The sequence below is a fragment of the Sphingomonas sp. LM7 genome (genome assembly GCF_002002925.1).
Classification (GTDB): Bacteria; Pseudomonadota; Alphaproteobacteria; order Sphingomonadales; family Sphingomonadaceae; genus Sphingomonas.
This window is the reverse complement of record NZ_CP019511.1, coordinates 345,427-370,718: the sequence shown is the minus strand read 5'-3', so window position 1 is coordinate 370,718 and position 25,292 is coordinate 345,427. Positions and strand designations below refer to the sequence as shown.

The 25,292-nt window shown below is 67.1% G+C and carries 22 protein-coding genes; 7 read left to right on the top strand and 15 right to left on the bottom strand.

All coding sequences use genetic code 11. The annotated features are described in order from the left end of the window. Positions 1-69: 69 nt before the first annotated feature. The 4 genes from BXU08_RS01715 (at position 70) to BXU08_RS01700 (ending at position 5,678) form a co-directional block, all read left to right on the top strand. Complete coding sequence (locus BXU08_RS01715; protein WP_077508144.1) at positions 70-1,296, top strand: type III PLP-dependent enzyme; 1,227 nt, start codon at positions 70-72, stop codon at positions 1,294-1,296. 117 nt (positions 1,297-1,413) lie between these two features. Continuing rightward, positions 1,414-2,493 carry a deoxyhypusine synthase gene (locus tag BXU08_RS01710; protein WP_077508141.1) on the top strand — a complete coding sequence of 360 codons (1,080 nt, stop codon included), beginning with the start codon at positions 1,414-1,416 and terminating at the stop codon, positions 2,491-2,493. Between the two features lie 109 nt (positions 2,494-2,602). After that, positions 2,603-4,177 carry a tetratricopeptide repeat protein gene (locus BXU08_RS01705; RefSeq protein ID WP_077508138.1) on the top strand — a complete coding sequence of 525 codons (1,575 nt, stop codon included), beginning with the start codon at positions 2,603-2,605 and terminating at the stop codon, positions 4,175-4,177. A 127-nt stretch (positions 4,178-4,304) separates the two neighbouring features. Further along, positions 4,305-5,678 carry a nucleoside hydrolase-like domain-containing protein gene (locus tag BXU08_RS01700; protein ID WP_077511894.1) on the top strand — a complete coding sequence of 458 codons (1,374 nt, stop codon included), beginning with the start codon at positions 4,305-4,307 and terminating at the stop codon, positions 5,676-5,678. Between the two features lie 21 nt (positions 5,679-5,699). Here the strand turns inward: BXU08_RS01700 and BXU08_RS01695 are convergent, their stop codons facing one another. Continuing rightward, complete coding sequence (locus BXU08_RS01695) at positions 5,700-6,464, bottom strand: SDR family oxidoreductase (RefSeq protein ID WP_077508135.1); 765 nt, start codon at positions 6,462-6,464, stop codon at positions 5,700-5,702. A gap of 97 nt (positions 6,465-6,561) precedes the next feature. Between BXU08_RS01695 and BXU08_RS01690 the strand changes: the two genes are divergently transcribed. The 3 genes from BXU08_RS01690 to BXU08_RS01680 all read left to right on the top strand — a co-directional run bounded on the left by BXU08_RS01690 (position 6,562) and on the right by BXU08_RS01680 (position 8,649). After that, positions 6,562-6,963, top strand: a complete 402-nt coding sequence (locus BXU08_RS01690; RefSeq protein ID WP_376787774.1) for a winged helix-turn-helix transcriptional regulator — start codon at positions 6,562-6,564, stop codon at positions 6,961-6,963. 214 nt (positions 6,964-7,177) lie between these two features. Beyond that, positions 7,178-8,161, top strand: a complete 984-nt coding sequence (locus tag BXU08_RS01685; protein WP_077508131.1) for an alpha/beta hydrolase — start codon at positions 7,178-7,180, stop codon at positions 8,159-8,161. Between the two features lie 59 nt (positions 8,162-8,220). Then, entirely contained in the window at positions 8,221-8,649 is a 429-nt protein-coding gene (locus BXU08_RS01680; protein WP_077508128.1) for an MAPEG family protein, read from the top strand. On the opposite strand, the gene BXU08_RS01675 is transcribed toward BXU08_RS01680, so the two are convergent. The 14 genes from BXU08_RS01675 to BXU08_RS01610 all read right to left on the bottom strand — a co-directional run bounded on the left by BXU08_RS01675 (position 8,646) and on the right by BXU08_RS01610 (position 25,260). Then, positions 8,646-9,032, bottom strand: a complete 387-nt coding sequence (locus tag BXU08_RS01675) for a hypothetical protein (protein ID WP_077508125.1) — start codon at positions 9,030-9,032, stop codon at positions 8,646-8,648. The two genes, BXU08_RS01680 and BXU08_RS01675, sit on opposite strands and share 4 nt — an antisense overlap. Positions 9,033-9,042: 10 nt before the next feature. Continuing rightward, positions 9,043-9,873 (bottom strand): TIGR02587 family membrane protein, encoded by an 831-nt coding sequence (locus BXU08_RS01670; protein ID WP_077508122.1) that lies wholly within the window; start codon positions 9,871-9,873, stop codon positions 9,043-9,045. A 43-nt stretch (positions 9,874-9,916) separates the two neighbouring features. Next, positions 9,917-11,809: an XrtA/PEP-CTERM system amidotransferase gene (locus BXU08_RS01665; RefSeq protein WP_077508119.1), complete on the bottom strand. Its 1,893-nt coding sequence runs from the start codon at positions 11,807-11,809 to the stop codon at positions 9,917-9,919. Between the two features lie 3 nt (positions 11,810-11,812). Next, positions 11,813-13,348: an exosortase A gene (gene xrtA, locus BXU08_RS01660; RefSeq protein WP_077508116.1), complete on the bottom strand. Its 1,536-nt coding sequence runs from the start codon at positions 13,346-13,348 to the stop codon at positions 11,813-11,815. Next, a complete protein-coding gene (locus BXU08_RS01655; RefSeq protein ID WP_077508113.1) occupies positions 13,345-14,544 on the bottom strand; it encodes a TIGR03087 family PEP-CTERM/XrtA system glycosyltransferase in 1,200 nt (399 codons plus the stop codon). Before BXU08_RS01655 ends, xrtA begins: the two co-directional genes overlap by 4 nt. Then, positions 14,544-15,605 (bottom strand): FemAB family XrtA/PEP-CTERM system-associated protein, encoded by a 1,062-nt coding sequence (locus BXU08_RS01650; RefSeq protein ID WP_077508110.1) that lies wholly within the window; start codon positions 15,603-15,605, stop codon positions 14,544-14,546. Before BXU08_RS01650 ends, BXU08_RS01655 begins: the two co-directional genes overlap by 1 nt. Next, the gene (locus BXU08_RS01645) at positions 15,602-16,444 is read right to left on the bottom strand and encodes an XrtA system polysaccharide deacetylase (RefSeq protein ID WP_376787767.1); all 843 of its coding nucleotides are present in this window, start codon (positions 16,442-16,444) and stop codon (positions 15,602-15,604) included. The genes BXU08_RS01650 and BXU08_RS01645 overlap by 4 nt, the downstream gene beginning before the upstream one ends. Before the next feature lie 4 nt (positions 16,445-16,448). Then, entirely contained in the window at positions 16,449-17,579 is a 1,131-nt protein-coding gene (locus BXU08_RS01640) for an AAA family ATPase (RefSeq protein ID WP_077511892.1), read from the bottom strand. A 15-nt stretch (positions 17,580-17,594) separates the two neighbouring features. Further along, on the bottom strand, positions 17,595-19,196 hold the full coding sequence (locus BXU08_RS01635) for a hypothetical protein (RefSeq protein ID WP_077508107.1): 1,602 nt from the start codon (positions 19,194-19,196) through the stop codon (positions 17,595-17,597). Beyond that, positions 19,193-20,251, bottom strand: a complete 1,059-nt coding sequence (locus BXU08_RS01630) for an AAA family ATPase (protein ID WP_077508104.1) — start codon at positions 20,249-20,251, stop codon at positions 19,193-19,195. Before BXU08_RS01630 ends, BXU08_RS01635 begins: the two co-directional genes overlap by 4 nt. A gap of 1 nt (position 20,252) precedes the next feature. Next, a complete protein-coding gene (locus BXU08_RS01625) occupies positions 20,253-21,764 on the bottom strand; it encodes an XrtA system polysaccharide chain length determinant (RefSeq protein ID WP_077508101.1) in 1,512 nt (503 codons plus the stop codon). Beyond that, a complete protein-coding gene (locus BXU08_RS01620) occupies positions 21,764-22,405 on the bottom strand; it encodes an XrtA/PEP-CTERM system exopolysaccharide export protein (protein ID WP_077508098.1) in 642 nt (213 codons plus the stop codon). The genes BXU08_RS01625 and BXU08_RS01620 overlap by 1 nt, the downstream gene beginning before the upstream one ends. Positions 22,406-22,505: 100 nt before the next feature. Further along, positions 22,506-23,690, bottom strand: a complete 1,185-nt coding sequence (locus BXU08_RS01615) for a pyridoxal-dependent decarboxylase, exosortase A system-associated (RefSeq protein WP_253190564.1) — start codon at positions 23,688-23,690, stop codon at positions 22,506-22,508. A gap of 73 nt (positions 23,691-23,763) precedes the next feature. Beyond that, on the bottom strand, positions 23,764-25,260 hold the full coding sequence (locus BXU08_RS01610) for an acyl-CoA ligase (AMP-forming), exosortase A system-associated (protein WP_077508092.1): 1,497 nt from the start codon (positions 25,258-25,260) through the stop codon (positions 23,764-23,766). Positions 25,261-25,292 lie beyond the last annotated feature (32 nt).

Below are 25,292 nucleotides of genomic sequence, written 5' to 3'. Positions count from 1 at the left end.
CATGGGACTTCCAACCGCAAGGCAGCTTTTCGTCAATGTTTGCCGCAAGGCATTTGGAGGTCCCTTGAATTGCACAAGCATCTTAGCGCGCTGGGGCTAGCGTCGGCCCAATCGACCGCACTGCGCGGTATCGACATCGCCAGCCAGCGGCCGGTCAACCCGGTCACGCTGACTCGTCCGCACGCCGCATCGCGTGCCGCCCGCTTCTTCGCAGAGAAGTTTCCGGGTCGCTCGATGTATGCCGTGAAGGCCAATCCTTCGCCGGATCTGCTCCAGATCCTGTGGGATAGCGGAATCACGCATTACGACGTGGCCTCGATCGCCGAGGTTCGCCTCGTCGCGCGTACGCTTCCCGATGCGACCCTATGCTTCATGCACCCGGTCAAGGCCGAGGAAGCGATCGCGGAGGCGTATTTCACCCACGGCGTCCGCGTGTTCAGCCTCGACAGCATCGAAGAGCTCGACAAGATCGTCGCCGCCACCAAGGGCGCCGAAGATCTCACGCTGTGCGTCCGCCTGCGTGTCTCGTCCGACCATTCGAAGCTCAGCCTCGCCTCCAAGTTCGGCGCCGCCCCCGGCGAGTCGAAGGAACTACTGATGGCCACCCGCCAGGTCGCCGATGCGCTGGGCATCTGCTTCCATGTCGGCAGCCAGGCGATGTCGCCCGAAGCCTATGCCAATGCGATGGAGCGCGTCCGCGCCGCGATCGTCGAGGCAGCCGTCACCGTTGACGTGATCGACGTAGGCGGCGGGTTCCCCTCGTCTTATCCCGGCATGGAGCCGCCGCCGCTCGAGCATTATTTCGCGACGATCCATCGCGCGTTCGAGAGCCTGCCGATTTCCTATTCGGCCGAGCTCTGGGCCGAGCCGGGCCGTGCGCTGTGCGCCGAGTACAGCTCGATCATCGTCCGCGTCGAAAAGCGCCGCGGCGACGAGCTCTACATCAACGACGGCGCGTATGGCGCGTTGTTCGATGCGGCGCATATCGGCTGGCGCTTCCCCGTCCGTCTCCTCCGCGAGCCGGATTCGAACGCACGCGATGTCGAGTTCAGCTTCTACGGCCCGACCTGCGATGATCTCGATCACATGGCGGGGCCCTTCCCGCTGCCCGCCGACATCCGTGCGGGCGACTATATCGAGATCGGCATGCTCGGCGCCTATGGCTCGGCGATGCGGACCGCGTTCAACGGCTTCGGATCGGACCAGACGGTGATCGTCGACGACGAACCGATGACCTCGCTCTATCTCGAGCAGGACGAGGAACGCGCGCGTCCCTCGAACGTCGTCAAGCTGTAACCAGACCCCGCCACAGCGCGGGCTTTGAAATCGGGGGCGGGGTGCTCTATGCGCCCCGCCTTCCTATGGGTTTCCGCGTCCCCTGAATGACGGCGGCCATGCTGAATGGGAGCTCCCATGACCGACACCCTCACCAAGACCGCCGCGGCGAACCCGCCGATCAACGACACGCGCAAGGCGGAGCTTCTCTCCAAGGAAGTGAAGCACATCGACATCACCAAGTTCGATGCGCGCCCGATCGTCGACGCGATGGCGGACATGAGCTTCACCAGCCGCGATCTCGGCCGCGCGACCAACATCTACAACCAGATGCTGGCCGACAAGGATTGCACGATCTTCCTGGTCATCGCCGGCTCGACCTCGGCCGGCGGCTGCATGGATCTCTATGCCGAGCTGGTGCGCAACAACATGGTCGACGGCATCGTCGCGACCGGCGCGACCATTGTCGACATGGATTTCTTCGAGGGCCTCGGCCACAAGCACTATCAGGCGCTCGAGATCCCCGACGACGACACGCTGCGCTCGCTCTACATCGACCGCATCTACGACACCTATATCGACGAGACCGACCTCCAGAACGTCGACCACACGATCTTCGAGATCGCCGAGAGCCTCGAGCCCAAGGCGTACAGCTCGCGCGCGTTCATCCGCGAGATGGGCAAGTATCTCGTGGAGCACGGCAAGAAGGAGAACAGCCTCGTCAAGCTCGCCTACGAGCATGACGTGCCGATCTTCTGCCCGGCGTTCGTCGACTCGTCGGCCGGCTTCGGCCTCGTCAAGCACCAGGTCGATGCCGCCAAGGAAGGCCGCCCGTATCTGATGATCGACGCCGTCGCCGACTTCCGCGAACTCACCGACATCAAGATCGCGGCGGGCACCACCGGCCTGCTGATGATCGGCGGCGGCGTGCCGAAGAACTTCATCCAGGACACCGTCGTCTGCGCCGAGATCCTCGGCCATGAGGACGTCGCGGTGCACAAGTACGCGGTTCAGATCACCGTCGCCGACGTCCGCGACGGCGCCTGCTCGTCCTCGACGCTGCAGGAGGCGGCATCGTGGGGCAAGGTCAACACCGGCATCGAGCAGATGGTCTTCGCCGAGGCCGGCAGCGTGATGCCGCTCCTCGCCAGCGACGCGTACCACCGCGGCCACTGGAAGGACCGCGCCAAGCGCGGCTGGGCCAAGCTCTTCGCCTGAGCTGAGCAGCATCGAACAACGCAGCGGCCGGGAAGCGATTCCCGGCCGTTTTGCTTGGGCGCCAGGGCATGTTAGCCTCCCACCAAGACAAGTGCTTGGAGAGTGCTTCATGCTGTCGCGTGTGAACCTGGTGCTATTGTTGGGCTCAATGCTGAGCGCCGGGCCCAGCCTGTCGCAGGAAGCCCCGAGCGACCAGGACCTGAAAGTCACCGGCCAGCGCATGCCCGCGGCCGAGGCGCCGCGCTCCTCGACCTGCGAGGTGCTCGCGCGCGATCCGTTCCTGCGCGCCTCGGGCATGGCATCGCGCGCCTATCTCCCCACCCGTCCGACGCGTAGCCCCGATTACAGCGCCCCGCCCCAAATACCCGAAGGTTCGCCTCTCCCCGAGCTGTCCCGCACGCGCTTCGCCGTCCAGTCCGGCGCGGACGACAACGCACCCGATACCTTCGGCCCTAGCGCGCTAGACGGCACCGCTGCCGCCGACGGCGCCGCCGCCTCGCTAGACCAGAACAGCCTCGCCAGCGCGATCGCGGCATGCCGCAACGGCTATATCCGCGGCGGAGGCGATATCGGCGACGGCAGCACCGGCTATATCTCCGCCAACAGCGGCGCGTCGGAGAACGGCGTTGCCGCGCTCGCCGCCGAAGCGCGCGTTGCCGCAGCCAACGGGCGCTATGTCCAGGCCCGCGCCTTCATCGCCAGCCGCGACCAGACGCTCCCGATGGGCTTCGCTTTGTTCGATCAGGGCCGCTACCGCGAGGCGCTGGGCTGGTTCCGCAAGGCCGCGGGCAAGCTCCAGATGCGCGAGGGTGGCGACGAGGCCGCGCTGTTCGTGGGCAAGATCACGCTCCAGGGCCTGGGCGCGCAATCCGATCCGGTGGAAGGCGTCAAATGGCTCAAAAAGGCCGCAACCGCGCCGTTCAATCCGCAGAACGAAACCCCGATGTTCGATCCGCGCCAGCCCGATCGCAACACCGCGGTCGGCGAAGCGGCAGTGATCCTCGGCAATGTCTATCTCAATGGCTTCGGCCCCGTCGCCAGGGACCCCCAAGAGGCCCGCAAATGGTTCGATCGCGCCAGCGATGTCGGCCATGTCCCCGGCGCCAAGAAGCTCGGCGACCTCTATGCCGAGGGCATTGGCATCCCGCGTGACATGGCCAGGGCCGTGACGTGGTACACTCGTGCCGCCAAGCTCAATCACCCAAACGCCCAGACCGCGCTCGCCGACATCCTGTGGACCGGCGAAGAGGGCGTCGCGCAGGATCGCAAGGCCGCGCTCGGCTGGTATCAGGCCGCCGCGCGCAACGGCAACGCCGCCGCGCTCTACGCGCTCGGCCGCGCCTATGACCTCGGCGAAGGCGTCAAGCCCGACGCCGAATTGGCGATGGGCTTCTACAAGACCGCCGCGCTCGGCGGCAGCGCGCCCGCCAAGGCGGCGATGGGCACCTATTTCTACGAAGGCAAGCTGCTCGCCAAGGACGACGCCACCGCGCGCAAATGGTTCGAAGCCGCCGCCGCCGGCAACGATCCCGACGGCATGTTCAACCTCGCGGCGATGCTCGCCAAGGGCGAAGGCGGCGACAAGGACGTCGACAAGGCTCTCGCCCTGCTCCGCCGCGCCGCGCTGCAAGGCCACCCCAACGCCCCGCTCGCGATTGCAGCGCTCGAACGCCAAAAACGCTAGCTGACGTCTGCTTGACACCGGTGGACCGACAGTGACTATCCCCGCGATAACAAACCGGGGGGATGGAGTGCGGCTTCGCGGATTTCTGGCCATCGCACTTCTGGCTGCGATCCAACCGGCATCGGCGATGCCCACCTCACCAAGCGCTACTGCGCCCCAGCCCGCGAAGGTGCGGCTGTTCGTGCTTACCGACATCGGCGGCGACCCCGACGACAAGATGTCGATGGTCCGGCTGATGACCTACGCCAATCACTTCGACATCGAGGGGCTGGTCGCCACCCGCAACGGCGGCGGGCTGTTTCCCGAGCAGATCGAAAAGGTGATCCAGGGCTATGCGAAGGTGCGCGACAATCTCGCGCTCCATGAGCCCGGCTTCCCCTCCACCACCGCGCTTCGCGCTACGATCGCGCGCGGCCTCCCGGTCGATGGCCAGGCGAGCATCGGGCCCGGGATGGACTCGCCGGGCTCCGACAAGCTGATCGAGGCAGTCGATCGGGCGGATAGCCGACCCTTGTGGGTGACGGTGTGGGGCGGGCCGAGCGTACTCGGCCAGGCCCTGTGGAAGATCCGCCAGACGCGTTCGAAGGCAGCGCTGGACCGCATCGTCGCCAAGCTGCGCATCTATGCGATTTCCGACCAGGACGACAGCGGCCCGTGGATTCGCCGCGAATTCCCCGAGCTGTTCTACATCGTCAGCCCGGGCGCGACGTTCCACAAATCGACCTGGATCGGGATCAGCGGCGACAGGTTCCACGGCCGCTTCGCCGGCGGCGACTATTCGCTAGTCACCAACGAGTGGATCGACCGCAACATCCGCGGCAAGGGCGCGCTCGCCGCTGAATATCCCAATTGGAAGTTCCAGATGGAAGGCGACACGCCGTCCTTCCTGTACCTGGTCGACAACGGCCTCAACGCCCCCGAGCATCCCGATTGGGGCGGCTGGGGTGGGCGGTATGAGCTGTACGCCCCGCGCCCGCAGAAATGGTTCCTCACGTCCGAGACCCGGCCGATCTGGACCGATACGACCGACGAAGTCCTCGGTCAGGACGGCCAGTGGCACGATGATCCATATGCCACGGTCTGGCGGTGGCGATCGGCATTCCAGAACGATTTCGCCGCGCGGATGGACTGGACGATCAAGCCGTACGATCAGGCCAACCACCCCCCGGTACCGAAGCTCGCCACACCGGCGCGGATCACCGCCGCCCCCGGCCAGCGCGTCGATCTGAGCGCGATCGGCTCCACCGATCCCGACGGGGACGCGCTTTCCTATCACTGGTTCGTCTATGAGGAACCTGGCACGCGCAGCATGTCGAACAATATCAGCGGCGAGAAGCTGCAGGTTCGCGACAGCGATCAGCCCAAGGCGTGGCTCACGGTGAAGACCGACCGCACTGTGGCGCCTGGCACCGGGACCATCCACGTGATCCTGGCAGTGACCGACCAGGGCACGCCGCGGCTCACGCGCTACAAGCGCGTCATCATCGACGTGCGCTCCTGAAGATCGCAGCCGGAGCCTCCCTCAACCCTCCCTCGCCTTCCGCGCAAAATCGTTGAGCTGCGCCAGCGTGGCATCGAAGCGCCCTTCCGCCTCGGCATTGCGCAGGAACTTGACCCGCTCGACCAGGATCTCCTCGGGCGTCGGCGACTGACCGAACAGCGCCATCACTTCGTCGATGAAGTCGTCGAGCGGCATATAGCCCGGCCGGTTCTCCTGTCCCGGCGTCAGCCCGGTCTGTACCGCGGGCGGGACCAGCTCGATCACTTCCACCCTGCCCTTCACCGCCTCGCGCAGCGACAGCGTGTAGCTGTGGATCGCCGCCTTGGTGGCGTTGTAGGTCGGGGTGTCGACCAGCGGCACATAGGCCAGACCCGAAGTCACGTTGACGATCGCCGCATCGGCCTGTGCGGTCAGATGATCGATCAGCGCATTGGTCAGCCGGATCGGGCCGAGCAGATTGGTGGCGATCGTTGCCTCGGCGTCGGCGAGGTCGCGCCGCACATCCAGCGCTTCGAAGCGCATGATCCCGGCATTGTTAATCAGCACGTTGAGATCGGAATGCGCTGCCCTTACCCGCCGCGCGAAATCCTCGACACCCTCGGCGCTTTCCACGTCGAGGGTCATCGCGAACATCCCCTCGCGCCCTGCAACCACGGCGTCGAGCGCATCCTGCCGCCGCCCCGCGACGATTACCTGGTTGCCGAGCGCGTGGAAGCGCTCCGCGAGCGCCGCGCCGATGCCCGAACCGCCGCCGGTGATCAGGATGGTGTTGCCGCTGGTCTTCATCGCGCTGCTCCTTGCTGTTGCTCCAGCCTATCTAAACCGATACTCTCCGCGGGTAAGAAGGCACCGAAAAGTTTTATACGCACCATTTGGAGAGTGCATCTTGGCCAAGCCTGCGCCGCTCGCCCCCCAACGCACCAAAGCCTGGCCCGATACCGATCTTCGCGTGGACGCCCTGGTCACCGAGGTGATCGGTCGCGTCGCCGACAAATGGACGATGCTGATCCTCGAAGCGCTCGCCGAGCACGAGCATCTCCGCTTCACCCAGGTCGGCAAGCTCGTCCCCGGGATCAGCCAGAAGATGCTCACCCAGACGCTGCGCCAGATGGAGCGCGACGGCCTCGTCACGCGCACCGTCCTCCCGGTGATCCCGCCGCATGTCGAGTATCGCCTGACCGATCTCGGCGAGAGCCTCGGCGCGGCGTTCTGTGGCGTGTGGCTCTGGGCAGAAGCCAATCTCGAGCGAATCGAGGCAGCGCGCGGTGCCTTTGACGCGCGTTAGTGTCGCTTTCCTACAAGCCGCCGATTTGCTATCAGGGATGAGGTTCGGAGGCGCCTTGTAGGAAGAGTTTTGCGCAGGCGTTCGAAATAAAGTTTCAAGCGAAACAAAATTTCAGGTGCGCCGTGAAAATCGTGAAATTCGGCGCTGCGAATCCTATTGTTCCCCGAGGATCTGTAGGAAAGAAAGCATTCGCACGCAGCTGAGAGGGGATGCCATGCCGATCGACCGCCGCACGCTCATCGGAGGCGCCGCCGCCAGCCTCGCGCTCGCGCCCGTCGCCCGATCCCAGCAAGCCCCCGTCCCCTATGTGCCGGGCACCGGCACTGCCGCCTGGCCACCGCGCGAGCATTTCAAGCTCTGGCCCGACTCGCCCCCCGGCGCGCCCTTGCCGCTGCCGGCCAATAACTTCACGATCAACGGCAGCTTCAAGGAGCTGTGGCTGCGCGGCGTTTCCGAGCCGATGGTCGGCGTCTATCGCCCCGCCAAACCCGACGGCCGCGCCGTCCTGTCGATCCCCGGCGGCGGCTATGGCTTCGTCTCGATCGAGAATGAAGGCGTGGACGTCGCCAAGGCGCTGACCCCGCACGGCATCACTGTGTTCGTCCTCGCCTACCGCCTGCCGGGCGAAGGCTGGGCCAACCGCGCCGACGTGCCGCTCCAGGACGCCCAGCGCGCGATGCGGCTGATCCGTGCCAATGCCGCGCGCTACGGCGTGGATCCCGCCAAGCTGGGCATTTGCGGCTTTTCCGCCGGTGGGCATCTCGGCGCGTCGCTTGCGGTGGGCCATGCCGACCCCGTCTATGCACCGATCGACGCCGCCGACCGTGCGAGCGCCCGCCCCGCTTACGCCGGGCTCGTCTATCCGGTGGTGTCATTCAGCACCGCGGGGCTCAACAGCCGGTCTGCCGGCATGCTGCTCGGCGACAACCAGGATCCCGCGCTCCTCGCCCGCTACGAAACCAGCGACCGGATCAGTGCGGATACCCCGCCGATCTTCCTGGTCCACGCGATCGACGACGGCACCGTGCCCGTCGCCCAGACGCTGCTGACGATCGAGAAATGCCGCGCAGCCGGCGTGCCCGTCGAAGCGCATATCCTCGAAAAGGGCGGCCACGGCTTCGGCGCGCTGCATTTGCCCGTACAGGCGCCGGGCCGGCTCTGGCCCGACACCTTCGCCCGCTGGACCGCGACCCGCTAGGTCCGTTGCATTTCCGAACCGACTGCGGCAGCCTGTTCGGATAATTGGAGGGGACACCAATGCACAGCCAGATTCTCGGAGCGGTCGTGGCGCTCGTCGCCTGGTCGATCGTGATGCTCATCTGGATGATGGTAGTGCGCATGCCCGCGCTCAAGCGCGCCGGGATCGACTTGTCGCGGGCGCGCGGTGGCCGGCCCGGCATCCTCGACGGCATGGTCGAGGAGCGCGCCCAATGGCCCGCGCACAACTACATCCACCTGATGGAACAGCCCACGCTATTCTATGCGATCGCAGTCACGCTGGCGCTGCTCGGCCAGGGCGACGGGATCAACGCGTGGATCGCCTGGGTCTATGTCGGCCTGCGTATCGTCCACAGCATCATCCAGGCGACGGTCAACAAGGTCGCGGTCCGCTTCAGCCTGTTCGTGCTGTCGACCTTCGCGCTGGCGGCGCTGACGCTCCATGCGGGCATTGCGATGCTACACTAGGGCGTCTGGAAGCCCAGCGCGCGCAGCTCGAGCTTTTGCCCACGCGGATCGCCCTTGAAGAACAGCCCGCCTTTCACCTGGGCATTGCCCGCGACATAGTCCAGCGTCGCGCTGCTGGTCTCGGCACCGAGCTGTCCTTCGATCTCGACTGCGGCGGCAGTACCGCTGGCATGGTTGGTCACTTCGAACTCGACGACGAAGCCGGTGGCATTGGGCGAAACCCGCGTCGCCTGCACTTCGAGCGCAGGAAGCTGGTCCGGCTCGGAAGTGAATGCCTCACGCCCGATCACCGCTGTGACGAACAGGATCGCGGCAAGCCCGATCCCCGCCGCAATCCATTCGAGCGCGGGTTCGGATTCGGGATGCTTCTTGTCGGATGCCATCGCGCTTTTCCTAAACCACCAGCCGCGCGATCGCCGCGCCGATCGCCGCGGGGAAGCTCAGCACCACCACTGTGCCCGCCACCGTCGCAAGCGCATTTCCGTCCACCCGCCCGAACGTCCACAGCACATAGAAGCTGACGATCAGCGCGATCGCATAGCCGGGCACAGTGAACGCCAGGAACCGCCGCGCGACGCCATAGCCCTCGGGCGCGTCTTCCTGCCCCGCCAGGCCGACGCGGAACACCAGCAGATGCAATACCAGCATCGACGCCAGCATCAGCACCAGGCTGTGCCACGCGCTCATCTTGTAGCCGATCAGGATCATCTCCTCGGTCGGCGCGACGTTGAAGGCAAGGAACAGCGCGCCGGCCAGCATCAGGAAAAGCTGGCCGAGATAGCCTGCCGAGCGTGCGGCCTTTTCCTCATCCGATTCCTCCTCGCCCGCGCCCAGCTGCTTCCGGGCGATCATCGCGCCGAAGCTGCCGGGCACTGCCTGGATCGCTATCATGCCCACCAGCTCGTCGAGCGCCATGTCGATCGGCAGCAAGCCGAACAGCGCGAGGATCGCCGCCGACGAGAGCATCCCCACGGCGTAGGCGGCCAGCGCATCGAGCGCGTCGTCGCGAAGGCTGGCGGTCCGCTCGAACCCGCCGAAGCGCGACAGGATCACCAGCACCAGGAAATTGGCGAAGAGGAACAGCAGCAGCCGCAGCGGATGGATGTGCAGCCCGATCGACCACATCTCCATCGTCATCAGCAGCGGCAGCGCGAAGATGACCGACCCGCCGAACGCCCTCGCCAGGCCGGCGGCATAGTCGCGATTGGGGCGGTCGGCGGACATGGCGCACTCTCCCACGCCGCGCGGCCCGCCGCAATAACTTCGGCTAACCGAACAGCCGCTCCAGGCTGCGTTCGAGCATCAGCAACTGCCACAGGGTCCGGCCATGCTCGCCGCGCCCGGCCTTGTGCTCGGCCGCAAGCCTCTCGATCACTGCCGGCTCGAACCAGCCGGTCCCCGCCAGCACGCGCGACTTCGCCAGCCCCGCCGCCTCGTCGGCCAGCGCCTTGCGGAACCACGCGCTGATCGGGGTCACGAACCCCATTTTGGGCCGATAGAGGATGTCCTTGGGCAAATAGGGCTCAAGCGCCTTCTTCATCAGCCACTTGCCCTGCCCCGCCTTGATCCGCAGCGCCGGCGGCAGGGTAGCTGCGAACTGGACCAGCTCGTAATCGAGCAGGGGCTCGCGCGCCTCGAGGCTCACCGCCATGCTGGTGCGATCGACCTTGGTCAGGATGTCGCCGGGTAGCCAATGCTGGATATCAGCGTATTGGGCGCGGTCGAGCGCATCGCGCGCCGGGGCGCGGCGCATCGCATCGACATAGCGCTGCTCGGCGTTGTGTCCCGCCAGCGTGTGCTTCGCCGCGCTGGTATAGAGCTGGTCGCGCAGTTCCGGCGTCGTCACGCCGACTGCCTTGGGGTAGGCGAACTCGCCATTCTCGGCGAGCGCGAGCAAAGTCGTCTTCGCGCGGAATGCCCGCGGCGCCCAATCGGCCTTGGGATAGAGTCGCCCCAAGGTCCCGAACACGTTCTGACGCAGTTTCTCCGGAAGCAGCCCGCGCACGCGCTCCTCGGCGGCGAAGAACTTGTAGCGGCGATACCCCGCAAACGCCTCGTCCGCACCGTCGCCCGACAGTGCCACCGTCACCGTCTCGCGAGCCAGTTCGCACACCCGGTAGGTCGGCAGCGCGGACGCGTCGGCAAAGGGTTCGTCGAACGCGGCGACCAGCGTGTCGATCAGCGCGTAGTCGTCCGAACCGACGAGCCGCGAGCGGTGCGCCGTGGCGAAACGCTCGGCGACCTGCTCGGCATACATGCTCTCGTCGAGCCCGGCCTCGTCGAATCCGATCGTGCAGGTCTTGACCGCGGCCTTGCTCGCCTCTGCCATCAGCGCGACCACGGCGCTGCTGTCGACTCCGCCCGACAGGAACGCGCCGAGCGGCACGTCGGCGATCATCCGCGAACGCACCGCGGCGCGCATCCGGTCGATCAGCTCGGCTTCGAGATCGCGGACCTTGCCGCTCGCGCGGTTGGAAAAGTCGATATCCCACCAGCGCACCGGCTGCGGTATCCGCTTGCCGCGCTGGAGCAGCAGATAGTGGCCCGCCGGCAGCTTCTTGACCCCGACGAGCAGCGAGGCGTCGTCAGGCACATAGCCAAGCCCGAGATAATCCTCGACCGCGCGGAAATCGGGTTGCCGCCGGAACATCGGATGCGCGAGCAGCCCCTTGATCTCGGAGGCGAAGGCAACGCCGCCGTCGGAGAGCTTGGTATAGACCAGCGGCTTCACCCCGAAGCGGTCGCGCGCGAGGAACAGGCTCTGCTTCTCGGCGTCGTAGAGTGCAAAGGCGAACATGCCGTTGAGCTTGGGCAGCATCGCCGGGCCCCAGGCACGCCAGCCATGGAGCAGAACTTCGGTATCGCTTTCGGTCTGGAACCGCGCGCCCTTGGCTTCGAGCTCGGCGCGGACCTCGCGGAAATTGTAGATCTCGCCATTATAGGTGACGACGACGCTTTGGTCGGGCGTCGCCATCGGCTGGACGCCGCCTTCGAGATCGATGATGGACAGCCGCCGATGCCCGAGCCCGACGCCCGGCGCGGTCCACACACCTGCCCCGTCAGGCCCGCGATGCGCCAGCGCGTCGCGCATCTGGACGATACGGGCGGGATCGACGGGTTTCGCTATGGCGGGGTAGTAAAGCCCCGCAATGCCGCACATCGACTAGCGACCGGCCATGCGGTCGGCGAAGCCATCCACCGGGCCGAGCGCGCGCAGGAAGTCGCGGACCGCCACCTGCGCACCAGCATCCTCGCTTTGCTCGGCCGATACCAGCACGGCCACCGCAGCCTGATTCCTCCCCAGCAACTTGGTCTTCAGCGTCTCGAACTTCACGCGATTGTCGCTCCCGGTCAGCGTATCGCCGACCCGGTACCAACTAACCGTCGTACGTTCCACCCGCGAGGGACCGGTCATGCGCAGCGCGTGCCCGCCCGAAAGATCGGGCAGGTCGGCGATGCGCACCCAGCGGTCGTTCTCGCGGATCGCGCCGATCCCGAAGCCGACCAGTTCCTTGCCCTCATGCTGCCCGGCATAGACTGCGACCGAGAGATCGACCGTCCGACCCTGCGCATCGGCATAATGGCCGATCAGGAAATGATCGGCGCCGGGGAAATTGGGCGACCAGGGCGCCACCGCGCCCGGCGCCACGCGGTGCCATCCGGCGACCTCGGGCAGCTCGACCTTGGCCGGCAACGGGGCCGCGCGTACGGCGATCAGGCTCGACCAGCCGAGAAATAGGCTGGCGACAGTCAGCGCGAGCAAGGCCGTGATCGGGGCTTCGGCGCGAGCCGAAACCGGCGCCTGCAGCCGCATCGGATCGAACCAGGCGGCGTCGGGATCGCGATCGAACCATTTCCAGCCGATCGCCAGCACGGCCGCCATCACCGCGGCAAAGAAGAACCAGCCATAGACGATATGGTCCATCCCGGTCGCCGCCTCGACCGAGGTCCACCACGCGGCATAGATCGTTCCGAACGCCCGCAGCCCGTTGGCGAGGACCGGCACGACTAGTGCCATCGCCAGGAAAGCGATGCGGCGGGTCCAGGAAAGGTAACACACATTGGCGACGAGCGCGCCGAACGCGATCATCGCGATGACGAACTTGGCGCCTGAACACGCCTCGGCGACTTCGAAATAGCCGTTCGAGGTAGTGATCAGCACGCCGTCCACGCTCGCCGGCACGCCGAACAGATGGAGCAGCGGCATCGTCATCGCGACGGTGATGTCCTGGAGCGGCTTTTCGAGGAAATCGCCGAACGGCACGAGGAACGCCATATAGGCGACCGGGAAGAGCAACGCGCGGCTCACATTGGGTCCGAGCACGCTCACCGCGGCGCCCTGGAGCATCAGCACCAGCCCGGCGTGGCGGAACAGTGCGACGCCCGCGGCATCGCCAAGCAGCCAGCCGAGCCCGCCGGTAGCGACCAGCGCGAGCCCCGGCCACCAGCCCTGCGGCGCCACCAGCGCAAGTTCGCGCCGCCGTTGCCAAACCAGCCAGCCGATCACCGGCGCGACGAACAGGCAGTGCCCGAAGGTGGTATTGGTCCAATAGATCGTCGCAAGGTCGATCGTGTCGCGACGGAAGAGGAGTAGCAGTACTGCCCAGGCGCCAACCAAGATCGCCGCATGCCGCTGCCAGCGCGCATCGAACGCCGCGTTCGTCGGCGCAAAATCACCCTGTGGCACCGCGACGGTCATGCCGCCTGCCCCAGATTCTGCGGCAAGCCGAGCAGCGCGTCGAGCGGCGCCAGCCGTGCGTCCCAGCCGTAGCGCGCGATCACCCGCGCGCGCGCCCCGCGCCCGAGCCGGTCGGCGGTCTCGCGCTCGGACAGCAACCTCGTCACTGCCTCTACCATGTCGGCGACACTGGCTCCCACCGCGATCGTCCCCTTGTGGTCGATGCCCTCGGCCGCGGCTGCCGACGCGACCACCGGCCGCGCCATCGCCATCGCTTCGAGCACCTTGTTCTGGATCCCGCGCGCCAGCTTTAGCGGCGCCACCACCACCGCGGCGGCAGAGAGCCAGCCACGGACATCAGCGACTTCGCCCGTCACGATCACGCCATCGCGATCGGCCAATGCCTTCACCGCGTCGCTGGGATTGCGTCCGACGATCGCGAATTCCGCACCAGGATGCGTCGCCTGCACCCCCGGCAGGATCTCCTCGGCGAACCAAGTCACCGCTTCGATATTGGGGCGATAATCCATCTGCCCGGTGAACACGATCAGTTGCGAACCCGCTTCCGGCCGTTCGAAGTCCGATGTGGGATCGAAATGCGCCGTGTCGATGCCGTTCTCGATGGCGTGAACACGCTGGGCACCGGTGGTGCGGCGGAACAGCCCGGCCTCGGCCTCGCTCACGAACAGGCTGGCATCGGCGCGTGCCGCGACCGTGGCCTCATAATCCTGCAGCAGCCGCGCCTCGCGCACGAGCATCCAGCGCATCGGCCCCTTGGCCGCATCGGCATAGGCGGCGAACTTGGCCGAATCCATGTCGACGAAATCCATCACGACGCGCGCGTTCGGCTCGGCCGGAACATATTGCGCCATCTGGCTGGAGAATACGAAGATCGTCTCGATATCCTCTCGCGCCAGCACATCGCGAACCGCGCGGCGTATCCCCGCATCGTCGAATCCCGTCAGCGACAGCGGCCGCCCGGTCGCCAGCGCCTGGAGCCCGGCCAGCGCTTGCGACTTGGTGCGCCGAACGATCGCCCGGCTCGCGGTGAACGGCGCGAGTTCGGGCCGGTCCATGTCGCGCGGATCGTCGGCAAAAGCGGCGAGGTGCACGCGCCCATGCCGCGCCAAATGGCGTAGCATGTGGAAGCTGCGGATCTTGTCGCCGCGATCGGGCGGATAGGGCACGCGGTGCGCGAGGAACAGGATGTCGCCCATCACCCCAGCCCTTGCGCGATCCACGGGCCGACACGGTTGGCGAGCCATAATGGCATCCGCTTCCACGCCTGGACCTGCAGGCTGTATTTGGGATCGAGCGGATTGACCTTCCGGGGCGCGGCGCCGTCGGCAGCCCGCGCGAAATAGGTCAGCGTCCGGGGCTCGAATCCCCAATTCTTTTTGAACGCGGCGGCACCCGTTCCCGCCTTGGACCGCCCGAAATCGAACCGCGCGCAACCGCGCTCGCGCGCGTGCCGCATCAGTCCGAAATACATCGCGTCATTGGCCCGCAGCGCGCGCGCGGCATCACCGCCCCCGCCCCAATAGGGATAGACGGTTTCCTCCCAGTAGAGGCTGAGCACACTGGCGACGCCTGTCCCCTGGTGCCGGACTGTCAGCACGTCCGCCGCATTGCCAAATTCGCGAAGCACTTCGGCAAACAGTGTCCGCGGGAACACCGGCGTGCCGAGGTTGCGCACGCTCTCGGCATAGAGCGCGTAATGAGTCGCCGCGTCGGTCCCGATGTCGATTGTCAGATCATTGCCGAACGACCGCCGCACTTCGGCGCGCTGCTTGCGCGGGATCGCGAGCAATTCGGCCTCGTCGTCCGCGGCCAGATCGCGGACGAAGCCGAGATAGGTCGTGTCGTCGACATGCCAGCCCACGCCCGGCGACGCTCCGCCGCGCAGCTCGACGCTGGGGCAGCTCAGCCGCCCGGCGAGCGTCCAGGCCGCATCGGCCAGTGCGCGTACCGTCGCCGCGTCATCGGCGAGGATACCCCCGCCGACGCCGAACCCCGCCGAGACCAGCGCCCGTCCGAACAGCGGCGAATGCGTCTCGGTCAGCGGCAGCACACCGCCGATGCCGTTGCCGCGCTCGGCGACGAGATAATGGCTCTTCTGCCGGCACCCACGCGCCACCGCCATGCTCCAGGCGGGCAGATGGAACGGCGTACCCCCGGCATGTTCCTGCACGAACGAGTCGATCCGCGCGCGATCGGCTGCATCGCTCAGATCGGCGATGCGCAAGCCCAGCGGCCGCCTCAAAAGCGGCGCGTTCATTGCAGCCGCCCTGCCTCGCGCGCGGCGATCGCATCCATCCGGCCCCATGCATGACTGGCGACCAGCTTTTCGAGCTTCCCCGCCATCGCGCCGAGCCGGGCATAATGCCGCAGCTTCGACTTGAGCGGCGCATTGGCGACGCGCGGCTGGCCGGGATCGACTTCCCAGGGATGGAAATAGAAAATCGCTGCGCTGTCCGCAGCGTTGGCGGTCCGCACCGCGCGGTCGGTCACCCCGTTGGGCAGCAACCGGAAGAACCCGCCCCCTGCGGTGATCTCACGCCCGAATATCGTGGCGATGGTGATCGGCAGTTCGATCAGGTCCGCGCGCGGGATCGGCCGGAACGCACTGCGTGGCGCTTCGGGCCAGCCATAATGATCGTGGCGAATCGGTGCGATGCTCGAAGAATATAGATAGCCCGCATCTGCCAGTTCGGCATGCGCCCAGGGCGTGCGCTTGTCGATCGAGAAGCTCGGCGCGCGATAGCCGGTCACCGCGGTGCCGCTGGCATCTTCCAGCGCCGCGCGCGCGCCGGCCAGATCGGCGCGGAATGCCTTGGGTTCCATCGTGAACACGCGCTGGTGCGCCCAGCCATGGCTGGCGACTTCGTGCCCCGCCTCGGCGATACGACGGATCAGCGCCGGATAGCGCTTCGCCACCCAGCCGAGCGTAAAGAAGGTCGCGTGGACGCCGGCATCGTCGAACAGCGCCAGCACCCGATCGGTATTGGCCTCGACGCGATGTTCCAGTCCGTCCCAGTCCTCACGCGCGATCGTCTTCTCGAACGCACCGACCTGAAACCAGTCCTCGACGTCTACGGAGAGGCCGTTGACCAGCACGCGCTCAGGCCGCGTGCCCGCGTAGCGCCGACAGGTCGGGACGGCGCTCGCTGTCGCCGCTCTCGACCCAATCGACCAGCAGGGTCAGCACGCGGCGCAGCGCCGCATCCTGTTCCTGCAACTGCTTCTCGAGCGCGGCGATACGCAGATCGACCGGTGCCTCGGCAACCGGCGCCGGGGTCTCGACGACGAGCGACTCGGCACGAAGCGGGCGCGGCTCTTCGGGCGCGGACGGCGTCGGCGTGCCCATCGGCATCGGCGCAATGTCGCGCAGTTCCAGCGGCTCGGCGAACGCCTCGCTCCGCGTCAGGGCGACAGGGCCCGCCGCATCATTGTCGAGATCGGTGATCACGGCATTGAGCTCGGGCGCGCCGAACGTGTCGAGCCGCTCGATCGCGCCGAACAGCAGCACGCGGCTGGCAAGCTGGTTCACCCGGCGCGGAATGCCGCCCGACCAGCGGTGCATCGCCGCCAGCGCATCGTTGGTGAAGCGCGGTTTGCCGCGCCAGCCGACGCACGACAGGCGGTGGAGCAGATAGGGTTCGACTTCATTGGCATCCATCGGTGCCAGATGGTGCATCGCGATCACGCGCTGGCGCAACTGGTCGAGCTTGCCGTCCTGCAGCGTCAGCCGAAACTCGGGCTGGCCGAGCAGGAAGATCTGGAGCAGCGGATAGCCGCCGGCCTGGAAATTGGAGAGCATGCGCAGCTCTTCCAGGCTCTCGGCCGGAAGCGCCTGCGCCTCGTCGATGATCAACAGGGTGCGGCGGCCGCTGCGCGCCACTTCGTGCAGGCCATGCTCGATGCTCGCGAGCATCGCCGCCTTGCTGGCGCCGGTCGCGTCGATCTCGAGCCCCGCACAGACGGTCTGCAGCAGGTCCTCGGGACGCAGCTGGGTCGAAACGATCTTGATGACGTTGAGCCGCTCGCTGTCGATCTCGCCGAGCAGATGCCCCATCAGCGTGGTCTTGCCCACGCCGGGATCGCCGGTGATCACGACAAAGCCCTCGCCCTGGCTCAGCCCATAGCCGAGATAGGCCATCGCCTTGCGATGCGTCGCGGTGTCGAACCAGAAGCGGGGGTCCGGCGTAAGCTGGAACGGCCGTCCGCTCAGTCCATAATGATCGTCGTACATCTGCATGCCTCGGCTCTAGAATCCGTACCGCAGCCCCACCAATGCCTGCGCCTGCGCAGACGCATTGGCGTCGCCTTCCCTGTCGAAACCGAACAGCCCGAGCGACGCGGTCGCCCCGAGCGGTCCGAACATATGCGTATATGCCGTGTTGGCGCCGTAGCCGAGGATGCCCTGGGCTCCGGCGAGGTCGCTGGTGTAGTAGCTGCCGTACACGCTGGTGCTGATCGATCCGTTGCGGCCGACGTCACTCGACGCGAAGAGCTGCGCGTACACGCTCTCGTCCGACGTGCCGTCGATGCTCACACCGCCCACGCTCTGCGGCGCAAGGAAGGTGCGTCGGCCATAGCCGCCGCCCACGCCGATCCGTGTGCCGCCGCGGTTGAGCACTGCGACGCCCGTCACGCCGCGGGCGCGATAGGCCGAGGTCACGCTCGATGCGAACACCTGGTTGAGGCAGCCACCTGCCGCTGCGCCGGTCGTGCCGTAGATGCAGCCGCCGAACTGGTTGCCGAACGGATCGGTGGTGCTGACGAAGCTGGTCGGCAGTCGGCTGACCGAACCGTTGAGCTCCTGCCCGAAGGTCTCGACGCTGTCGTAGACGCCGATCTGCACGCCGCTGCCCGGGCCGATCTTATACGTCGCCGAGCCCGTATAGCTCATCGAGCCATAGCGGCGGCCCGCGCGCGCCTCCAGGAAAGTGCGGCTGCTCGGCCGCCAGATGACGCCGCCATCCCAGAAAGCGCCGTCGAACTGATAGGCGAGCCGGCGCGGCGAGGACGGATCGGTGACGAAGCGGCCATTGCCGTCGATCACCGGCGCACCGCCGCTCATCAATGCGTCGCGCTGGCTGACTTCGATCTTCTCATAGCCCACGCCCGCAGTGAGCGCGATGCCGCGGCCGACCGGGAGGACCACGTCGCCGCGGGCATATTTGCCCTCGAAACGCTGGTCGAGCTGGCTGGCGTCCTCGCGGGTGTAGGATCCGCTGGCGGTGACGCCGATCGGCAGCACCGTGCCCGATTTCGCCCCGATGCTGGCAGTTGCGACATGAACCTTTGAATCGTCGTAGCGGTCGAGCGGCGGCTGGCCGGCGGGAACGCCGGTGCCGCCATTGGGCACTTCCACCTTGGTATAGCCGAAGCGATACGCGGCGTTGGCGAACATCGGGCCGACGCGCGTGGCGATGCTCGGTCCGGCATAGGCCGAATAGATCTGGCTGCTGTTGCGCAGATTGCCCTGCGACGTGGCGAATGCGTCGCCACGGATGTCGGAGCGGCCGCGCGCGGCGATGGCGCCGGCTTCAAACGTCAGGTCCGGCGTGATCCGCACGCGGGCCTGCGCCAGGCCGCTGTGCATCGAATCGTCGGCAAGGTCCTTGTCGTACGAGAAGCGGTGTTCATACTGGTAGCTGACCTGCACTTCGACGCGGCGGGTGGTCACCTGCGCGTCGATGCCCGCGCCGATCGTCGAATAGGTCAGCAGGTCGCCGCCATTGGTGAGATCGGATACGAGCACCTGGCTCGCTTCGATATACGGCGTCACGCGCGTGCGCTGGGCCTGCGCGGGCACAGCCGCACAAACCACCGCTACCGTCGCAGCAAGAACAAGCCGGGTCACTCGCCCGCCTCCCCATAATAGCTTCCGAACCGGCGGCCGCCGGGCTGGAACGAAACCGAATTGAGCAGCAGCTGGATATGCTCGCAGCCGTCGAGCACGTTGACCGCCTCGCGCAGGTCGCCTTCGCTGGTGCGGTCGGCGCGGACGACGAGCATCACCTGCCCGGCATGCTGCGCGAGCACCGCGGCGGGCGACGCCGCGAGCGCGGGCGGCGAATCGAAGATCACGATGCGGCGCGGATTGGCCTTGGCCAGCCCGTCGAGGATCGCGCGCGCGCGGTCGCTCGCCAGCAATTCGGTATCGCTGTTGGTCTTAGTGCCCGCGGGCAGCACCAGAAGCTGCGGCACGTCGGTCTCGACGATGCAGTCCTCGACCTCGACGGCGCCGGCAAGCGCGTCGAGCAGGCCCGGACCTTCGGGAAGCCCCAGCCGGTGAAGCACGTCAGGCTTGGCGAAATCGGCATCGACCAGCAGGATCTCCATGTCCTTCTCGGCCGCCATCGAGAGCGCCAGGTTGATCGCGCAGAAGGTCTTGCCTTCGTCGGGCTGTGCCGAGCAGATCAAAATCATTCGCGCGTGATCGGCGGCATTGGCGCTGCCCTTTGCCGCGACCGCACGCGCGGTCAGCAGCAGCTGGCGCTTCACCATGCGGAATTCCTCCGCCATCGCGGTGATCTGTCCGCCGGGCACAAGCATCCCGCCCTCGCGAAGCGCGACGCGGTCGATCGGTGCGAAAGGCCGCCCGGCGCGCGATGCGGGCCTGGGCTGTAGCTTCGACTCGGGCCGTACAACTGGCGCAGGTGCCTCGGCTTCCGCAATCGTCTCGGATTCCGGCGCCACTTCGACATCGAAGCCGCGGCGCAGCAGCGGGCCGCGCGGATCCACCGCCGGGATTTCCGGCAGCGGTTCGGCGGGCACGCGAACCGTCAGCGTCAGCGGCTCTTCCTCGGGCGTCCGCAGCGGCGCGGGCACCGTCGCGGGGCGGTTGAAGCCATATTGCTCCGCAGCCCTTTCGAGCAGCGAGCCGCGATAGCGGCGCGGGGTTTCGTCGTTCATGTCAGGCCCCCATGCCGCGCTGGACGAATTCGAGCCCGAGCAGCCCGACGAACGCGACTGCCAGCCCGGCGAATGCCCCGGCGAACAAGCGCAGCTTCCTGCGGCGCATCTCGGTCTGCGAGGCAGTCACCACTTCGGCGATCGAACCGATCACCGGCATCCCGCTCGCCTTTTCCAGCCGCGACGCTGTCGAGAAGGTCGTGGTCAACTTGCCGAGCCCGAACGCCGCGGCAACACCGGCGCCGAGACCGGCGATCAGCACGGCGATCAGCAGCAGCGGCCGGTTTGGCTTGGTCGGCGCGCGCGGCAGCGTCGGCGGATCGACGACGTTGAACTTGACTGCATCGGTCTCGGTCTGCGCCTGGCTGCGGATTCGCACCTGCTCGCGGTCCGAGAGCAGCTTGTCATACTGATCCTTGAGGACCTGATATTCGCGGTCGATCTGGCCCTGCTCGGCCGCCAGGCCCGGCGCGCCGGCCATCTTGGCTTCGAACTGGTCGAGATCGCTTTCGATCTGGTTCTTGCGCTGGGTGAGCGCGGCAACGGTCGCAGACTTGTCGGCCTGCATCGACTTGAGGCTGAGATAAAGCGGGTTCGATGCGCCCGCCGCCCCGCCGATCGCCGGCTCGGCACGCGCCGCGGCCTGGGCGGCGGCAAGCTGGCTGTTGAGCGCGATCATGTCGGGATGGCTGTCGGTCCAGCCGCGGCTGCGCCCTTCGGCGAGCTGGCCCTGGATCGCCTGGAGGCGTGCACGCGCCGGTCCGGTAACCGCAACGCCCTGCCCCGCCACGTTCATCGGCGTGCCGGCCATCTGGCCGTTGACCGCGCTGAGCCCGCTCTGCGCCGCGGCAAGGTCCGACTGGACCTGCGAAAGCTGCGTGCGCGCCGCGCCGATGCGGTCGTTTAGCGATCCGGTGCCCGGCAGCGCGCCGAGATAGCGCGCCGCGAAGTCGGCCTTCTTGGCCTCGGCTTCCTGCAGCGCCTTCTGGCGGACGTCGAGCTGCTGATCGAGGAAGCGCAGCGATTGCCCGCTGGCGTCGCGGCCATCGGCAAGATTTTCCTCGACGAAGATGTCGATCAGCTTCTGCGCGATCTGCTGCGCCATCTTGCCGCTCGATGCGGTGACGGTGATTTCGAACAGATTGTCCTGCTGTGCGGTCAGCTTGATTGCGGTTTGCAGCCCGGCGATGCGATCCGCGATGTCGCGGTCGCTCGAAACGGTCTTAGCCAGGTCGGTGCCGCGGACCACCTTTTCGAGATTGACCGCCGAGGTCAGCGTCTGGCGTACGCGATCGATGTCGCGCTGCTGCTGCGCAGCCGAGGCGGCGCCGTCGGTCGGCAGGATCTGGCGGAGCTGGACGAAGATGCGCGCGCGAGATTCATAGCTGCTCGGCATTTGCGACACGACCAGCCACCCCGCGAGGCACAGCCCCCAGGCGACCGCGAGCGCGATCCAGCGCCGCATCCAGATCGCGTGCAGCGCCGCGCGGACTTCGTCGAAAATGCTATCCATCAGAACATGCTCTGGGGGACGATCAGCACGTCACCCGGCTCGAGGCGGACATTGGCGGAGATGTCGCCGTTCTTGAGCAAATCGCCCAGGCGGATCTTGTACTCGCGCTGCTTGCCGGTCGCCTTGTCGTAGCGAACCAGCCGCGCGCGGTTGCCCGACGCGAATTCGCTCAAGCCCCCGACGGCGATCATCGCGTCGAGCGCGGTCATGTTGGCGCGATAGGGAATCGACGCCGGCTTCTCGGTCGCGCCGACGATGCGGACCTGCTGGCTGTAGGTGCCCGAGAAATTCTCGACGATCACCGATACGATCGGGTCCTTGATATACTCGCCGAGCGCATATTTCAGGTCGTCCGCGAGCATCGCCGGGGTCTTGCCGACCGCGGGCATGTCGTTGATCAGCGGCGTGGTGATCCGGCCGTCAGGGCGCACCTGCACCTTCGCCGACAGCTCGGGATTGCGCCACACGAAGACGTTGAGCTGGTCCATCGGGCCGATGACATATTCGTCGCTCGGCGCCTCGCGCGTAGCGACGGCGCCGGCGGGCGGCAGCTCGGGGCGGCTCCCCCCGGAGCATCCCGACAGCAGTGTAGCGGTGACGCCAAGTCCCGCCAAAACCCTGCCAAACGACTTGAAAACCATGTTCGAGCTCCCTCCCCAGCGAGTCGAAGGCAGCCGATTGCTCGGTCACTCTCCCCGCCTGGATCAGGGTCAGCTATGCGATCGAGAGGTAAAGATAGCGTTAGGCGTGGCCCGGGCCGGCCGGTGCCCCGACCAGCAGCTCGCGCGCCGGGGGGTGGCCGAGGAACGCCGACGGGCTCGCGCTGGCGCCATACGCGCCCGAGGCGAACACCGCGATGACGTCACCTACATTGGCCCTGGGCAGCGCCACGCGGTCGGCCAGCCGGTCGAGCGGCGTGCACAACGGCCCGACGATCGTCACAATCTCCTCGGGCGGATCCTGCATCCGATGCGCCACTGCGACCGGATAGTTACGGCGCACCACCGTGCCGAAATTGCCCGTGGCGGCGAGATGGTGGTTGAGCCCGCCATCGACGATCAGGAACGTCTCCCCCTGGCTCACCTTCCGATCGACGACGCGCGCGAGATACACGCCCGCCTCGCCGACGAGCCAGCGTCCCAGCTCGATCGCATAGTTCGTGTCGAGCTGGTCGAGCTCCCCCGCCAGCGCCGCGCCGATCGCCTCGACATCGAGCGACACGTCGCCCAGAAAATAGGGAATGCCGAAGCCGCCGCCCAGATTGACCAGGGGCGGCGCGCGGCGCGCTTCCTCGGCGATCCGCGCCGCCAGCGCTACCGTCGCCGCCTGCGTCTCGATCACCGCAGCCGGATCGAGCGCCTGCGATCCCGCAAAGATGTGCAGCCCGCGCCACTCGGCGCCGCCGATGATCAGCCGCTTGACCAGCCCGGCGACATGGGCCGCCTCGACTCCGAAAGGCGAGGCGCGCCCGCCCATCTTCATCCCCGAGCCGCGCAGCTCGAAATCGGGGTTCACCCGCACCGCGAGCCTCGGCCGCATGCCGAGTTGCCCACCTATGGCCAGCGCGCGCTGCCCCTCGCTCTCCGACTCGACGTTGAGCGTCACCCCCGCGCGGATCGCCAGCTCGATCTCGGCGTCGCGCTTGCCGGGCCCGGCAAAGCTGATCGCGCCTGCCGCCATGACGTCGAGCGCCTTGTCCATCTCCCCCGCCGAAGCGACGTCGAGCCCGTCCACAAGCGGCGCGATCGCCGCAAGCAGCGCCTGCAACGGATTGGCCTTGATAGCGTAATGCACCGCCACCTTCGTCGGCAGCGCCGCCCGCAGCCGCGCAATCCGCGCCGCTATAATGTCGAAATCGTAGACATAGGCCGGGGTCGCCTCATCGAGCCACGGCAGCGCGGAAAGGTCGCGAAACTCCGGCGGGATCGGGCCAAAGGCTTTGGGGTTCACTTCGTCCCCTCCCCGCAATGGACGGGAGAATAGATCGCTCGCGGCACCCTCATGAAAGCCCCATTTTCAAAGCGGTCCGATCCAGCTTCCCATTGGCATTGCGCGGTAACTCCCCCCGCCAGTCATACCGCGCCGGCTGCATGAAGCTCGGCAATTCCCGCCGAAGCCGCGCGCGCAATTCGTCCTCCCGGACACCGTCGCCCCGCGCTACCACCACGATTACCTGCCCCAGTCGCGCGTCGGGCACTCCGAACGCCGCCGCCTCGGCCACTTCGCCGCCGCTCAGTACCGCATCTTCGATTTCGGTCGGGCTGATCCGGTTGCCGGCGCTCTTGATCATCTCGTCGTCGCGCCCGACGAAGCGTAGCAGCCCATCCGCGTCCGCCACTACAGTATCCCCCGACCACACCGCCATGCCGCCGCTTGTGGCGAATTCGGGCGCCGGACGGAAGCGCTGCGCCGTGCGCTCTGCATCCTGCCAATAGCCCTGCGCGACCAGCGCCCCGGCATGGACCAACTCCCCCGGCTCGTCCGCTGCGGCACGGCTGCCGTCGGGCCGCACCACCAATATCTCGGCAAAGGGGATCGCCCGCCCGATCGACTCCGGATGCGCATCGACCAGCGCGGGCGCTAGATAGGTCGAGCGAAACGCCTCGGTCAGCCCGTACATCGGATAGAGATCGGCCTCCGGAAAGCGCTCGCGCAGCCCGCGCACCAGCCGCGGCGTCAGCGCGCCCCCCGAATTGGTCAACCGCTTGAGCCGAGCCGCCGTCTCGCTGGGCCAGTCCGCCTCCAGCAATTGCACCCATAGCGGCGGCACCCCGGCCAGGCTCGTGACGTCATGACGCTCGACAGCCTTCACCACGTCGCGCGCGGTCAGGTAATCGAGCGGGATCACCCGCCCGCCCGCCGCCCAGGTGGAGAATAATTGGTTCTGCCCATAATCGAAGCTCAACGGCAGCACGCCGAGCACGCGATCCTCAGACCCAATCTCAAGATAATGCGCTACGCTGATTGCGCCGAGCCACAAATTTGCGTGGCTAAGCATTACCCCCTTGGGCCGTCCGGTCGACCCCGAAGTATAGAGGATCGCCGCCAGCGTATCCGGCCCCGCGGCCGAAGGCGGCAGTGCGTCGCCCGAGCCCAGTTCCTCCTCGGTGACGATCGCACACCCCGCGGGCACGTCGCCCGGCTCCAATGCCGCGATCCGCGCGGCTTGGGTCACCAGCACCCGCGCGCCGCTATCGGCAAGGATATGCGCCACCTGCGCGCGCTTGAGCACCGGATTGATCGGCACATGCACCAGCCCCGCGCGCGGCGCCGCCAGCGGCAGCATGCAGGCGGTGCGTGTCTTGGGCAGCCACGTCGCGACGCGCTCGCCCGCCGTCAGCCCGTGCCGCGCCAGCCCATGCGCGATGCCGCCCACCCCGGCTTCGAGTTCGGCATAGCGCAGCGTCCCCGCCCGGTCCTCCAGCGCCACCGCATCCGGCGCGCCCCGCAGCGTCAGCGTGTCGATTGGTTTCGGAACGGGATCGGGATCGGTCATCGCGACCGACCTTACCCTTGGCAGCGCACCCG

Coding starts and splice junctions, on each gene's coding strand:
- BXU08_RS01710 (WP_077508141.1), top strand. CDS start 1,414: ATGACCGACACCCTCACCAAGACCGCCGCGGCGAACCCGCCGATCAAC.
- BXU08_RS01705 (WP_077508138.1), top strand. CDS start 2,603: ATGCTGTCGCGTGTGAACCTGGTGCTATTGTTGGGCTCAATGCTGAGC.
- BXU08_RS01700 (WP_077511894.1), top strand. CDS start 4,305: ATGCCCACCTCACCAAGCGCTACTGCGCCCCAGCCCGCGAAGGTGCGG.
- BXU08_RS01695 (WP_077508135.1), bottom strand. CDS start 6,464: ATGAAGACCAGCGGCAACACCATCCTGATCACCGGCGGCGGTTCGGGC.
- BXU08_RS01685 (WP_077508131.1), top strand. CDS start 7,178: ATGCCGATCGACCGCCGCACGCTCATCGGAGGCGCCGCCGCCAGCCTC.
- BXU08_RS01680 (WP_077508128.1), top strand. CDS start 8,221: ATGCACAGCCAGATTCTCGGAGCGGTCGTGGCGCTCGTCGCCTGGTCG.
- BXU08_RS01675 (WP_077508125.1), bottom strand. CDS start 9,032: ATGGCATCCGACAAGAAGCATCCCGAATCCGAACCCGCGCTCGAATGG.
- BXU08_RS01670 (WP_077508122.1), bottom strand. CDS start 9,873: ATGTCCGCCGACCGCCCCAATCGCGACTATGCCGCCGGCCTGGCGAGG.
- BXU08_RS01665 (WP_077508119.1), bottom strand. CDS start 11,809: ATGTGCGGCATTGCGGGGCTTTACTACCCCGCCATAGCGAAACCCGTC.
- xrtA (WP_077508116.1), bottom strand. CDS start 13,348: ATGACCGTCGCGGTGCCACAGGGTGATTTTGCGCCGACGAACGCGGCG.
- BXU08_RS01655 (WP_077508113.1), bottom strand. CDS start 14,544: ATGGGCGACATCCTGTTCCTCGCGCACCGCGTGCCCTATCCGCCCGAT.
- BXU08_RS01650 (WP_077508110.1), bottom strand. CDS start 15,605: ATGAACGCGCCGCTTTTGAGGCGGCCGCTGGGCTTGCGCATCGCCGAT.
- BXU08_RS01640 (WP_077511892.1), bottom strand. CDS start 17,579: ATGTACGACGATCATTATGGACTGAGCGGACGGCCGTTCCAGCTTACG.
- BXU08_RS01630 (WP_077508104.1), bottom strand. CDS start 20,251: ATGAACGACGAAACCCCGCGCCGCTATCGCGGCTCGCTGCTCGAAAGG.
- BXU08_RS01625 (WP_077508101.1), bottom strand. CDS start 21,764: ATGGATAGCATTTTCGACGAAGTCCGCGCGGCGCTGCACGCGATCTGG.
- BXU08_RS01620 (WP_077508098.1), bottom strand. CDS start 22,405: ATGGTTTTCAAGTCGTTTGGCAGGGTTTTGGCGGGACTTGGCGTCACC.
- BXU08_RS01610 (WP_077508092.1), bottom strand. CDS start 25,260: ATGACCGATCCCGATCCCGTTCCGAAACCAATCGACACGCTGACGCTG.